Annotated in this window: 14 protein-coding genes; 4 read left to right on the top strand and 10 right to left on the bottom strand. The window is 47.2% G+C overall.

Annotated elements, in window-relative coordinates; all coding sequences use genetic code 11:
* The first annotated feature begins 9 nt into the window (after positions 1 to 9).
* Together nadB and ACR9Y8_RS16440 are read left to right on the top strand one after the other, a co-directional pair.
* Complete coding sequence (nadB, locus tag ACR9Y8_RS16435) at positions 10 to 1,605, top strand: L-aspartate oxidase (protein ID WP_481214333.1); 1,596 nt, start codon at positions 10 to 12, stop codon at positions 1,603 to 1,605.
* 34 nt (positions 1,606 to 1,639) lie between these two features.
* Positions 1,640 to 2,497, top strand: a complete 858-nt coding sequence (locus ACR9Y8_RS16440) for a lysophospholipid acyltransferase family protein (protein WP_481214334.1) — start codon at positions 1,640 to 1,642, stop codon at positions 2,495 to 2,497.
* 53 nt (positions 2,498 to 2,550) lie between these two features.
* Here ACR9Y8_RS16440 and ACR9Y8_RS16445 read toward each other — a convergent pair whose 3' ends face one another.
* The 6 genes from ACR9Y8_RS16445 to ACR9Y8_RS16470 all read right to left on the bottom strand — a co-directional run bounded on the left by ACR9Y8_RS16445 (position 2,551) and on the right by ACR9Y8_RS16470 (position 7,128).
* Complete coding sequence (locus ACR9Y8_RS16445; protein WP_481214335.1) at positions 2,551 to 2,934, bottom strand: LysM peptidoglycan-binding domain-containing protein; 384 nt, start codon at positions 2,932 to 2,934, stop codon at positions 2,551 to 2,553.
* Positions 2,935 to 2,952: 18 nt separating this feature from the next.
* Positions 2,953 to 3,441 (bottom strand): BON domain-containing protein, encoded by a 489-nt coding sequence (locus tag ACR9Y8_RS16450; RefSeq protein ID WP_481214336.1) that lies wholly within the window; start codon positions 3,439 to 3,441, stop codon positions 2,953 to 2,955.
* A gap of 107 nt (positions 3,442 to 3,548) precedes the next feature.
* Complete coding sequence (locus tag ACR9Y8_RS16455) at positions 3,549 to 4,970, bottom strand: MBL fold metallo-hydrolase (protein ID WP_481214337.1); 1,422 nt, start codon at positions 4,968 to 4,970, stop codon at positions 3,549 to 3,551.
* Between the two features lie 176 nt (positions 4,971 to 5,146).
* A complete protein-coding gene (locus ACR9Y8_RS16460) occupies positions 5,147 to 5,398 on the bottom strand; it encodes an ArsR/SmtB family transcription factor (RefSeq protein WP_198315147.1) in 252 nt (83 codons plus the stop codon).
* A 366-nt stretch (positions 5,399 to 5,764) separates the two neighbouring features.
* Positions 5,765 to 6,460: a tRNA (adenosine(37)-N6)-threonylcarbamoyltransferase complex dimerization subunit type 1 TsaB gene (gene tsaB / locus ACR9Y8_RS16465; RefSeq protein ID WP_481214338.1), complete on the bottom strand. Its 696-nt coding sequence runs from the start codon at positions 6,458 to 6,460 to the stop codon at positions 5,765 to 5,767.
* Positions 6,451 to 7,128, bottom strand: a complete 678-nt coding sequence (locus ACR9Y8_RS16470) for a 3-hydroxyacyl-CoA dehydrogenase family protein (RefSeq protein WP_481214339.1) — start codon at positions 7,126 to 7,128, stop codon at positions 6,451 to 6,453. Before ACR9Y8_RS16470 ends, tsaB begins: the two co-directional genes overlap by 10 nt.
* A gap of 37 nt (positions 7,129 to 7,165) precedes the next feature.
* Between ACR9Y8_RS16470 and ACR9Y8_RS16475 the strand changes: the two genes are divergently transcribed.
* Complete coding sequence (locus ACR9Y8_RS16475; RefSeq protein ID WP_481214340.1) at positions 7,166 to 7,546, top strand: RidA family protein; 381 nt, start codon at positions 7,166 to 7,168, stop codon at positions 7,544 to 7,546.
* 7 nt (positions 7,547 to 7,553) lie between these two features.
* On the opposite strand, the gene ACR9Y8_RS16480 is transcribed toward ACR9Y8_RS16475, so the two are convergent.
* On the bottom strand, positions 7,554 to 9,188 hold the full coding sequence (locus tag ACR9Y8_RS16480) for a L,D-transpeptidase family protein (protein WP_481214341.1): 1,635 nt from the start codon (positions 9,186 to 9,188) through the stop codon (positions 7,554 to 7,556).
* A gap of 110 nt (positions 9,189 to 9,298) precedes the next feature.
* Between ACR9Y8_RS16480 and ACR9Y8_RS16485 the strand changes: the two genes are divergently transcribed.
* Complete coding sequence (locus ACR9Y8_RS16485; protein WP_481214342.1) at positions 9,299 to 9,619, top strand: cupin domain-containing protein; 321 nt, start codon at positions 9,299 to 9,301, stop codon at positions 9,617 to 9,619.
* Positions 9,620 to 9,715: 96 nt separating this feature from the next.
* Here the strand turns inward: ACR9Y8_RS16485 and ACR9Y8_RS16490 are convergent, their stop codons facing one another.
* The 3 genes from ACR9Y8_RS16490 to ACR9Y8_RS16500 form a co-directional block, all read right to left on the bottom strand.
* Entirely contained in the window at positions 9,716 to 11,266 is a 1,551-nt protein-coding gene (locus tag ACR9Y8_RS16490) for an Rne/Rng family ribonuclease (protein WP_029464488.1), read from the bottom strand.
* A gap of 484 nt (positions 11,267 to 11,750) precedes the next feature.
* The gene (locus tag ACR9Y8_RS16495; protein WP_481214343.1) at positions 11,751 to 12,599 is read right to left on the bottom strand and encodes a tetratricopeptide repeat protein; all 849 of its coding nucleotides are present in this window, start codon (positions 12,597 to 12,599) and stop codon (positions 11,751 to 11,753) included.
* Positions 12,600 to 12,623: 24 nt separating this feature from the next.
* Entirely contained in the window at positions 12,624 to 12,911 is a 288-nt protein-coding gene (locus ACR9Y8_RS16500) for an HU family DNA-binding protein (protein ID WP_029464490.1), read from the bottom strand.
* Positions 12,912 to 13,218: the final 307 nt, after the last annotated feature.

Raw genomic sequence — 13,218 nt, forward strand, 5'->3', positions numbered from 1 at the left:
GTTAGAATTATGCAAACAGATTTCTTAGTGATCGGTTCGGGTATTGCAGGACTTACCTATGCCTTAAAAGTTGCGGAAGCTTGCCCTGACAAGCATATTACGGTCATCACCAAAACACGGGAAGATGAGACCAATACCAAATACGCGCAGGGCGGAGTGGCCGTAGTAAATGACCTGGAAAATGACAGCTTCGAAAAACATATAGAAGACACCCTCATTGCAGGGGACGGGCTGTGTAACGAACGTGTGGTTGAAATAGTGGTAAAGGAAGGACCCGAAAGAGTGAACGAGATCATTGAATGGGGCGCCAATTTTGACAAGAACCCGGATGGCGAATATTCCCTGGGCAGGGAAGGCGGCCACTCCGAATTCAGGGTGATACATCACAAGGACGTTACCGGTAAGGAAATTGAAAGGGCCCTGCTTTCCGCCATTCATAGAAAAAGCAATATTGAGCTTATTACCCACTGCTTTGTGGTTGACCTTATTACCCAGCACCACCTGGGTTACCTGGTTACCAAAAGCACGCCGGATATTGAATGTTACGGAGTGTATGTACTGAACCTGCAGACCAATAAAATTGAGAAGATCTTAAGCCGTATTACCCTGCTGGCCAGCGGCGGTAACGGGCAGGTATACCGCAGCACAACCAATCCCCCTATTGCTACAGGCGATGGCGTAGCCATGGTATACCGTGCCAAAGGCAGGATAGAGAATATGGAATTTATCCAGTTCCACCCTACCGCATTGTACCAGCCCGGCGTAAATAATTCTTTCCTCATCACGGAAGCCGTACGCGGCGACGGTGGTATCCTGCGGAACATACACGGCGAAGAGTTCATGCATAAATACGATCCCCGCCTCTCGCTGGCGCCGCGCGATATTGTGGCCCGCGCCATAGACAGCGAGATGAAGATCACCGGTACCGAGTATGTGTACCTGGATTGCCGGCACATGGATACGGAAAAATTCATCCACCACTTCCCCAACATATACGAAAAATGTCAAAGCATCGGGATCGATATCAAAAAGGATATGATCCCCATAGCGCCTTCTGCCCACTACAGCTGCGGTGGTATCAAGACCAACGAGTGGGGCCGTACCTCCATCAATAACCTGTACGCCTGCGGAGAATGCGCCAGCACCGGCCTTCACGGAGCTAACCGCCTTGCCTCCAATTCCCTGCTGGAAGCCATGGTATTTGCCCATCGCTGTTACCAGGAAGCGGTACAAAGAATAGATACCATTGCCTTCAGGCAGAATGTGCCCGACTGGGATACCACCGGCACTACCGCCCCCCGCGAAATGATCCTCATCACCCAAAGCCTCAAAGAGCTGAAGCAGATCATGAGCGACTACGTGGGCATTGTACGTACCAATGAACGTTTACAGCGCGCCATGCGCCGCCTGGATATGCTGCACGAAGAAACAGAGGCCCTCTACCAGCGTACCGAAGTATCGCCGCAGCTCTGCGAGCTGCGTAACCTGATCACGGTAGGCTACCTGATCGTGAAAGGGGCCGACTTCCGTAAAGAAAGCCGTGGCCTGCATTATAATACAGATTATCCTTATAAGAGCGAACTGGTGCAGAATATAGTCCTGTAACCTTAACTTTGCGCCTTGCAAAGTGTGTGTCCTGATGTATTATGTTCTTCTCATATTCGCTTATGCGGCTTCGCTGCTTCCGCTATGGGTGCTGTACCGTATAAGCGATATAATATACCTGCTGATATACTATGTGGTTGGCTACCGTAAACAGGTAGTGATGGATAACCTGCGCCAGGCCTTCCCGGATGAAAGCCCCGCAGCACTAAAGCGGCTGGCGCGGAAATATTACCGCAACCTTACAGATATGATGGTGGAGACCATCAAGCTGCTGACCATGAGCAAAAAGCAGCTGCAGCGCCGTTTCACCTGTGATCTTACCGTATTGCACCAGCTCTACGCAGAGGGCAAAAGCTGCCAGCTGCACCTGGGCCATAACTTTAACTGGGAATGGGCCAACCTCTTTTGTATGCAGGGCGTACAATACCCTTTCCTGGTAGTATATATGCCCATTACCAGCAAACCGGCAGACCGGCTTTTCCGCCATTTCCGGGAGAAGGCGGGCAGCGTGCTGCTCCCGGCTAATGATATCTCCAACAGCATGGCCCCCTGGCTGAATAAGCAATACCTGGTAGCCCTGGTGGCAGACCAAAACCCAGGCATTGCCCGCCGCTGCTATTGGTTCCCTTTTCTGAACACGATGACGGCCTTCTACAAAGGCCCTGAAATGTCGGCACGCCGCTACGATATCCCGGTGGTGTTTGTTGATATACGTAAGGAAAAACGGGGCTACTATAAAGCGGAGTTAAAGCTGATGTTCGAAGAGCCGGTAAAAGAACCGGAAGGCAGGATCACCGAAGCTTTTGTACAGTACCTGGAAAAGAATATACGGGAACAACCGGAGGTATGGGTATGGAGCCACAAACGCTGGAAACACGAATACAAAGGATAAGATAATTTAGAAATGTGCGGATATGCATATCTGCACATCCGCACATCAGTTCATTAATGAGATGGTATCTTCAGCTTCTGGCCCGGATGGATCATATTTGGGTCTTTGATCTGGTCTCTGTTTGCCTCAAAGATCTGTTGCCAGCTTAAACCGGGATAATTCTTCGCTATTTTACTCAGGCTATCGCCGGATTTTACTTCGTAGATCTGCTCTCCTCCACCCCCACCGGCTACACTGATATCCAGCCTGGCATCGGCAGAACGAAATTCAGGGTCCAGCTTTTCGTAGGTATCCCACAGTTTCTGTTTTACCTCCTCAGAAGGTGCGGCGCCGGTAATGTACAGCACATTATCCTGCTCGGTGATCTGCAGGTTACTGAGACCAGCAGTATTAGCCTGGTCTATCAGTGTTTTATATTTATCCTGTAGTGCGCTCATGATATTGATTTTTGGAGGTTATTGCAATTTGAGGTTATTGTGCACCTTTTTAGGCTTTGCTTCCTGTGCAGTCTGCATGATCTTGCGCAGATCAGCCTTTTTAGCAGTGCCGTTCAGTGTTACTTCTCCGTTCGATACGGTAACGGTTACGCCTGTATACCCCGCTGCGGCAAAAGTGGAGTCCAGCGTTTTTTTCAACATATCGTCCGGATTGACGGCAACAGCAGGAGGCGGCGGAGGCGGGGGCGCCTGTACATTAATGTTGTTAACAACAGACTTAACGCCCTTTACATTTTTAGCGGCATCTTCCGCAGTTTGTTTGGCGGTTTCGTCTGTTACGTCACCACTCAGGGTTACCACACCATTCTGAACAGTAGCAGATACTCCGGGTGTAGTGGTCAGTTTTTCATTTACAGCCTGCTGCAGTTTACTGTCATTGGGTTTGCACCCAAACAAACAGACGCCTGCAAACATAAGACAGGCCAGTAATAAGGATCTGTAGTTCATGGTTAAATGAATTTTTTACAATAACAACCCAGCGGGGAGCTTTGTTTAAAAACAAAAGCGGATGTGCAGGCGCACATCCGCTTTTCTACAAGATGTTATATATGTAATTAGTTTAGTACGTTCTTTTCCTGCACGATCTCTATATCCTTCTCCTCCCTGATCTTCGCAAAACCTCCTGCTACGTTACGCAGGTTATGAATACCTTCTCTTTTAAGCAGTGAGCAGGCTATAATGCTACGATAACCGCCCTGGCAATGTACATACAGGTTATGCAGATCATCAAAATCTGCCATACTGCCGGGATCCGTCATATCACTCAGGCTGAGATTGATAGCGCCTTTAACATGGCCATCCGCAAATTCGGCAGGCTTGCGCACATCCACCACCACCAGGTTCTGGTCATGGGGCAGGTCCATCGCCAGCTCGTCTGCTTCCACGGTAATGATCAGATCTCTTTGTTCCCCCGCGGCTATCCAGGCTTCATAGCCGCCTTCCAGGTAACCGCTCACGTTATCAAAGCCTACGCGGGCCAGGCGCACAATAGTTTCTTCTTCCTTGCCGGGTGCTGTAACCAGTATAATCTCTTCATTAAACGGTAAGAGACTGCCTGCCCATTCTGCAAAACGGCCTTCCAGTCCGATACTTATGGAACCGGGCACAAAGCCTTCTGCAAATTCGCTGGCCGTACGGGTATCCAATATCAGCACCTCTGCTGCCATCTTTTGCTTGAAGGCGGCAATGCTGAGCGGCCGCAGACTTTTTTCCATCACGGCCTGCAAAGCGTCATATCCTTCTTTGTTGATCTTGGCATTTACCGGAAAATAAGAGGGCGGAGCCGTCAGGTCAGTGGTCACCTGTTGTATGAAGGTATCTTTGTCTTCTGCCAGCAGTGCATAGTTCGTACGCTTTTCATCGCCAATGGTGCTGTAGGTGTCCGGTCCCAGGTTCTTGCCACAGGCAGAGCCCGGGCCGTGTGCGGGATATACGGTCACATCATCTGGCAGGGATTTTATTTTTGTGTTCAGTGAATCAAACAGCAAGCCGGCCAATTCTTCTTTGGTAAGGTTGCCGCTGAACAGGTCGGGGCGGCCTACGTCGCCAACAAAAAGCGTATCGCCGGTAAACACGCTGTGCGGTTTCCCGTTCTCATCATACAGTAAATAACAGGATGATTCCAGCGTATGGCCCGGGGTGTGCAATACTTCCAGGGACAGCTCGCCTATCTTGAAGCGCTCACCGTCTGCAGCCAGGTATACGGGAAACTCTGTTTCTGCATTAGGGCCGAATACAATGGGAGCTTTGGTGGCAGCAGACAGGTCCAGGTGGCCTGAAACAAAATCTGCGTGGAAGTGGGTTTCAAAAATGTATTTAATGGTAACGTTGTGCTCTTTGGCCAGGTCAAGATAAACATCAATATCCCTTACCGGGTCTATCACCGCTGCCTCGCCTCCCGATGCAATAAAGTATGCAGCCTCAGAAAGACAATTAGTGTATAACTGCTTAATGAACATGGTTTTTGATTTTCGCAAATCTACGAAGGTTTACCGGTTTACTGAAAATGCATAGTCATTAGTTTATTTTAACATCTGGCCAATTGATGAATGAAAAAATAAACTAATAATCAGTCCGGTACCAATAAAAAAAGTATCCCGCCTGTATGCGGGATACTTCAATATTCTTACTGGTGGGGGCTACTTTTTTACAATTAACCTACCAGCTCTTCCACAAACTTTGCCACTTCAGCGATACGCTGCTTGTTGATAGTATAGTGGATAAATTTACCATCTCTCTCTGTAATTACAATGCCTGCCCTGCGTAGTATCGCCAGGTGCTGAGACGCTACGGACTGCTCCAGACGGAGCTTTACGTAGATCTCAGTTACAGTCATTTTCTTATGATCTTCCAGCAGCTTAATCATCTGCTGGCGCAGCTTATGGTTGATTGCACGCAATACCATAGCCGCCTTTTTAACGGCAATGTAATCCAATTTGATTTGGTCTTTTTCATTGTTACCTCTAGAAATAATAAGAGTATTAGAAGAGGTCGTTAATAATGTTTTTTCCATCGCATAATAGTTTTTTAAAAATGATGAAATGAAAGGGATCAACGGACAGTTTCAAACCCACACCTGTTAGAAAACAGTACCGGGTATCGATTTATACAAAATTATAATATTTGTCACAATAAAAAAAACTTCTATACCTTATTTTTTCATATATAACCGGCCCTATTTGCAAATAAGGCGCAATTTGACAGTTTGATGACAATTTACAACGATAGTAGTAGGGAAATCAGGGATAAATGTGGAAACCGAAGACCAAAATCAACTTTTTTTGTCATTTTTCCCTCGGGCAGGTGTATAGAATGGTTTCAGGTAAAAGGGACTGAAATAAGCAAGATCTTCAAATATATTTTCCCGGAAAGCCGCTTCGGTCAAGGGTATCATATGTTCTGCACTGATACGGTAGGGCACGAAAACAGCGTTGGAATGTGGCCCCAGCAGCTGTTCCCACTTCGTACTACCGTCCCCGAAAAAATACATTTTGCTCTTGTCAAGCCACTCATTAAATGCATCTGGCGTTAATATGAGCGCCCGGGGTTCTATCAGCGGGGTAAGGGCTGCATTGTATATTCCCGTATATACTTCCATACGACGGGCATCCAGTAGCGGGCAATACAGCGCATGCTGGTCCTGCAATGCACTACGGAGGCCCTGCGCCATCATCTGCAGGGTAGAGATCCCTATCAGCGGTTTGTTCCAGGCATAGCACAGTCCTTTGGCAGTGGCCACACCTACGCGTAACCCGGTGTAAGAACCAGGCCCGCCGCTTACTGCAATAGCATCGAGCTGCGCCGGCGTGATATTTTGTGTATTAAAGATTTCCTGAATGAACAAAGTTAAAGTAGCAGCATGATCACGCTCCTTGTCATTTGTCAGCGTTTGTAATACAACGCCATCCTCTGCCAGTGCTACAGAACCGATCGCTGTAGCGGTGTCTATATTTAAAATTAATGCCAACCGTTCGCTGTTTTTTGTGTTTCTTCTTCCAGGAGCGGGCATACACGATAGCGCTCATCTCCTGTTGCTTTATATACCGCAGTTAATACATCAAATACATGTTTAATGCCTATCCTTTGTGCCCACTCAAAAGGCCCGTAAGGATAATTGGTGCCGAGCCGCATGGCGGTATCAATGTCCTCCTTTGAAGCAGTACCCTCCGCCGCGGTGAAGTAGGCTTCATTAATGATCATGCACACCACCCTGGGTGTTACCATACCTACTGCATCCTGCACCAGCGTGTAAGACCAGCTCAGCTGCTGCATCAGGCGCTCAATCCCTTCCTGCTGCGCTTCGTCCAGTATAGCCATTTCCGTAACAGGCCGGTTAATAAAACCAGGCAGCCAGTTGCAGGCTACAATGTTGAAGCCCTGGCTGAAAGCATACTGATGCATCAGCTCTGCCAGCGATGATTTTGCCATGCCTGCCCATACGGGTACAGCCGGCGCTTTGGCATATATAGCGGCGTGAGCGGGCGCGTCGTCCAGTACCAGGTCTATCACCAGGTCAAAATGGCCAGGCAAAGATACTTCATCCGGGCTTTGTACCCAATGCAGCCGGTGGCCTGCCAGCCCTTTCTGCTGCAGCTCTTTGTAACGGTCGGCATCTCCTACTACCAGGATGTTCATAGTTAGAATTTCTGCAAACCTACCTATTTTTGTGCCTATGGAAAAACAGATCATTAATACCAAACAGGCGCCCGCCCCCATCGGCCCCTATAACCAGGCTGTGAAAGCGGGTAATATGTTGTTTATATCCGGACAGATAGCCCTGCATCCTGATACCAATCAACTGGTAAAAGAAGATATCGTTGCTGAAACACACCAGGTGATGCAGAACCTGAAACATATACTGTCTGAAGCCGGAATGGACTTCAATGACGTTGTGAAGACCACCATCTTCATCACAGATATGAATAATTTTTCTCAGATCAATGAGATCTACGGTAAGTATTTCAGCGGCCATTTTCCTGCCCGGGAAACTGTACAGGTATCAGCACTGCCCAAAGCCGTTAATGTTGAGATATCCGCTATTGCCTGCAAATAATTAATAATTAATTCCCGAAAAGCTGTGCGGCCAGCCGTGTGTCGTGGCCGTAAACATCGTCGCGGAAATTCAGCTGACCTTTACTGTTCACAAATGCAGTGAAGTAGCCTATAAACACCGGTACCTGTTCTTTCAGGGAAACAAATTTCTCTTTATCGCCGTTCATGGCTTTTTCTATTTTCTCCGGCGACCAGGCAGGATCGTTCCGCAATAACCATTCTGCCAGGCGCCTGGGTTCTGCTACCCTGATACACCCATGGCTGAAAGAGCGTTTCGTTTCTCCAAACAAACCGCGCGAAGGGGTATCATGCAGATAGATATTGTAATCATTCGGGAACAGGAACTTCACCTTACCCAGGGCATTAGAGCGCCCTGGCTTTTGCCGGATGATATACGGAAAATTGGAGCCGGAATACGCGCTCCAGTTAATGCTGCCTGCAGGAATTTCCTTACCGCTGGCGCCTACCACCTCCATATTCTGCCGTGACAAATAACCCCTGTTGCGTTTCACCGCCGGCAATACTTCATTGGCCAGTATGCCCGGGGGCACGTTCCAGTAAGGACTGAATACTACAAATTTCATGAGCTTCGTAAAAATGACGGTGCTGGCGCCCGGCTTACCTACTACCACATTGCAGCTCCAGGCTAGCTTTCCTCCTTCATATACATGCAGCTTAAATTCAGGAATGTTGACCAGTAAATAGTCATTACCCGGTTCTACCGGTACCCAGCGCATGCGTTCCATATTGAGCAGCACCTGCTGTATACGTTTTTCGAGTGATACATTCAGTGCATTGATTACCGGCTGCTGTATGGTGCCATTAACGGTAAGGCCCATACGCTCCTGGAAATTGCGTAAGGCAGTATCCAGCGCAGGTGTGAACAGGGAACTGGTGTCAGCCACCGGCAGGTCGCCCCAGGCATGCAGCCTGTTCTTTACAGCAGCGATCACACTTGCAGTATCTCCTTTCTTATATATCTTTTTATCCGCGTGAATAGTATCCCAGTGGCCCCTCTTTTCCATGTCGGCGAGCTGCTTCAACGCATTCCTGAGGGTGATATAATACCTGTTCACCGGCTCTTCAAAGGTATTGCCGGGGCGCTGCACCAACGAATCCAGCAAACTTTCCATATCCAGCTTCTTGCGGGGTATGAACCACTCCAGGTCTTTGGCAGTGTCTGCGGTCATACCGCCCCATTCCTTGCTGCCATAATCAAAGAACTGAGCGGTGAGCATTATTTCTATCCTGGCAATATCAGCAGCGGCAATCCTGCCGCTGTCCTGCGTCACTTTATCATACAACTGCTGCAGCGGAGCACGCACAGCATTGCTATCCTGCTGCGTCATGTTCAGAAAATTGCCCGCCTGTTCCGTCAGCCTGCCGTCGCCGGATACCCAGGCATAGTGGTAGCTTCTTTGCCGGTAGAAATTTTTCATCAGGTCGGCATAGCTGCGGTACGCGGTATCCTGCTGTAAAAAGCGGTCCAAAGTGGTACTGTCCAGCACCCGGTCTATATACTCTTCTTTTGTGTAGTGGGTAGTATCCCTTACAAGTGCGGTACGTGCCTTTTGTCCCTGCTGACAGGCAGCACCCATCAACAACAGTAATAACAGCAGAGCGCTTAATTTTCGTAGCTGCATAAACGTAGCGGAGTTTATTATGGTTACAACATGACAGGGCCCGGTGAATTTTGGTAAAATGGCCCCATCCATTTATTTTTAAACAAATTTCACCTTAAATAAGTTTGCCCATGCCACCCAAAGCCCTACACGACATTCCCGGCCGCCTTACTGTCCCAGGCCATACCGGGCGTTTCATACATGGAGAAAAAAGCACGCTGGCCTTCTGGGAGATCACAGCCGGCTCGGTGTCTCCCCTGCATCAGCATGTGCATGAACAGATCACTTACATTGCCGAAGGTATTTTTGAGATGCAGCTGGGAGAAGAAGTGTATACCCTGCACCAGCATGATACGCTGATCATTCCTTCCAACACGCTGCATGGCGGAAAGGCGATCACCGACTGCCGTATCATAGATACTTTCTGCCCGGTTCGGGAAGACTACAGATAAAAAAGTTTGAGGTTTGATGTTTGAAGTTTGAAGTTGGGCTTAGTAACTACCCTGAACTTCAAACTTCAAACATCAAACCTCAAATCAATAAGTATATTATAATTTAATCTCTTCGTCGCTTGCGTCAAAAAAGCGGTACTCTGTAAGATGGTAATTGGTGTCTGCTTTTACCCTGATCCATTTGCGGAACTGGAAATACCATTTCCACTGGCGGCTGGTCAGGAAGCCTTTTGTAAGATAGGCGCTTAAGATGGGGTGTACCCTGATGGTAAGGCCTTTATGCTGATGGTTGATCAGGTAATGAAGGTTCTTTTCTATTTCATCTATGATCAGCACGGAGGCGCCTATTTTGCCAGTGCCTTTGCAGGAGGGGCAATCTTCCGCTACGGAAATAGTCACTTCCGGTTTTACGCGCTGGCGGGTGATCTGCATCAGCCCGAACTTGGAGATAGGCAGAATGGTATGTTTAGCCCGGTCCTGCGCCATGAATTTCTCCATCGCTTCATATACCACCTTCTTGTTCTCGGGCAGCTTCATGTCTATGAAGTCGATAATGATGATACCGCCCAGGTCGCGCAGTCGCAGCTGCCGCGCAATTTCCGCTGCCGCTTCCAGGTTGCTGGCCAGGGCGTTCTGCTCCTGGTTATTGCTGGAGCTTTTATACCCGCTGTTCACATCGATCACATGCAGGGCTTCAGTAGCCTCAATAATGAGGTATACCCCGCTGTCCAGGTTCACCGTTTTACCAAAGGAGGCTTTTACCTGCCGGGTAATACCGTAGTGATCAAAAATGGGAGCGCCGTTGTGGTAATAAGTAACAATATCCTGTTTTTCAGGCGCTATCTTCTGGATATAGGCCCGGGTATCAGAGTAAATGTTCTTATCATTTATAACTATACGGTTAAAGCTCTCGTTCAAAAGGTCGCGGAGAATGCTGGTGGTTTTAGCCTGTTCGCTCAGGATCTTCTGCGGAGGTTGTGCGCTGCGGAGGTTGGTCTGGATATTCTTCCAGGTCTCTACCAGCGTGGTTAGGTCCTCATGCAGTTCTGCCGTTTTCTTGCCTTCTGCTGCGGTACGTACAATAACGCCGAAGTTAGGCGTTTTGATGGCCTCTACTATCTTCTGCAGGCGTTTCCTCTCTTCGGAAGAATGTATCTTTTTTGATACAGCTACAATATCATTAAAGGGTGTTAACACTATAAATCTTCCGGGAAGAGAAATCTCGCAGCTCAGGCGGGGGCCTTTTGAAGAGATGGGCTCTTTTAATATTTGCACCAGGATATTGGGTTTACCACCCAATACATCCGTGATCTTGCCGGTCTTTACAATTTCCGGTTCGTTCTTGAATTTTGTAAAGTCAAATCCTTCGGGGGATTTATCAGAAATAGCAAGCTGGGTGAATTTGAGGATCGACCGGATATAAGGGCTAAGGTCGGTGTAGTGTAAAAAGGCATCTTTTTCAAAGCCAACATCTACAAAAGCTGCATTCAGGCCCGGGATCAGCTTTTTAACTTTTCCCAGGTACAAGTCCCCTACTGCAAAATTGGGATTGCCGCTCTCATGATGCAATTCCACCAACTTCTTGTCCTCCAGCAACGCTATCTCCACACCAGTCGGTGCCGCATTTATAATAAGTTCCTTATTCAAGCGTCCAAAATTTTTACCATTATAACTTCACCTTCATTCATGGGTAATGCGGGCCGCGTAGTTAAAACTACCCACATACCAAAAATCGCTAACTGTACAACACAATCAGCTAATTCGTCACATACGTGATGATGGATTGCTTAAGGGTTTAGTGATCTGCAGGCGATGTCCGGGAAATGCTGATGCGGGATCTGGTGGAAATTACCTGCATGACCTTGGCAATTTAACAAATTGAGAGCAATTCACAATAATAATGATTGCCGGAATCATGCAGGCTATATGAAAATCTTATCTGACCACGCGTAGCAATATACCTGTTTAGTATAAATGGCGGGAAACAGGAGAAATACTTATTTCTTATTTTTCTTATGCCGGTTCTTTCTTAACCTTTTCTTACGCTTATGGGTGGCAATTTTATGTCTTTTTCTTTTCTTACCGCAAGGCATACTTTAATAAGTTTTTAAATGTTTGAAAAAATAAAATATTATTGAATGCTTTTAATATAACCGTCGATTTCTGCCTTGAGTGCCGGATCCTTTAATAGTTCCTTACATTTCTGGAATAAATCCACTGCTTTCTTCACATCACCTTTGCTTCTGTAGGCTTCGGCCAGCACGAAATAGATCTTGGCTTCTTCCGGATGCCTGGGAAGTAACGCTTCCAACCGCTCTATTGCTTTATCATACTGCCCTGATGTAATGGCCAGGTTTGCTAGTGTAACCTGTGCTTCCACGTTGTCAGGATGCTCCGCAACAATTGCCCTTAACTTCTGAACCCCTGTCATGGGCTCGCCGGTGTTCATATACACCAGGGCCTGTCGTATCTTGAGCGAGTCGTTGCCGGGATTGAGTGTGATTGCCTGATCCAGGAGCTCAATAGCCTGTTGAGCCTCCCACTTCATGATCCCGGGCTCCGGTGCATGCTGCAGGTGCTCCAAAAATAAATTGGCTGCAAAGGTGAGGCTTTTTTCGGAATTTTCCAACTTGGCTGCCTGGCCCAGATAATAGGCGGCAACGGGTAACTGGTTGAGGCTGTCCCACGTAGCGTACAATGCCTTATAAGCAGCTATTTGCTGGTTTTTTACATCACCTCTTACCACCTTATTCTCCCACGAGTTGATCAGCAAAAGCTTTTCGGCAGGGATCTTTTTCTTGGCAGATGAGAGCAGGTCTCTGAAGGAAATAGGTTGTACGTCCTGTCCGCTGGACATAGAAGCGGCAGTTGGCATTGCTTTCTTATCCTTATCAGGCCGCGGTATGGTACGACCAAAGGCCAGCAATACAATCAGTAATGCTACAGCAGTACCTACCAGGAGAACTTGCGATTTTTGCATGCCTAAATTTATTAGGCAGCAAAATTAAGAACTTTTGAGCTTCTTTACTTCAGCTACAAATTCTTTAGAAGGTTTGAAAGCAGGAATGTAGTGCTCCGGTATCTCGACAGCTACATTCTTTTTAATGTTACGGCCAATCTTGGCGGCTCTCTTTTTCGTGATGAAACTACCAAAACCCCGGATGTAAATGTGCTCGCCATTTGCCAGCGCTTCTTTCACCTCCTTAAACATGGCCTCGAGTGTTACTAACACATCTACTTTGGGGATGCCGGTTTTTTCAGCAATGTTGTTTATCAAGTCAGCTTTTCTCATAATTGAAGCGGAGGATTACTTATTTCTCAAAAATATTTAAAAAAATTATAATTACTGGTTTTAAGTAAGATAAATTTTATCTTTTTTCCTCATACCACCCTTGCCAATCTTTACAACATGCTTATATTGAATTAGTTTTGTTGTCTCAAATATCATGCAAAGTACCGGCCAGAAAAGGTTTCATACTCATGCCGTAACACCTTTTATGAATGGTTAAGAGTGAAATGGAAAATTTCACAAAACCATTGAGTAACGAATATACAAAAAATAATATTCATATCAGATTATTTTTTTTGTCGCCCCCCTA

It is taken from the genome of Chitinophaga sp. SVR4-12A, from assembly GCF_056754765.1.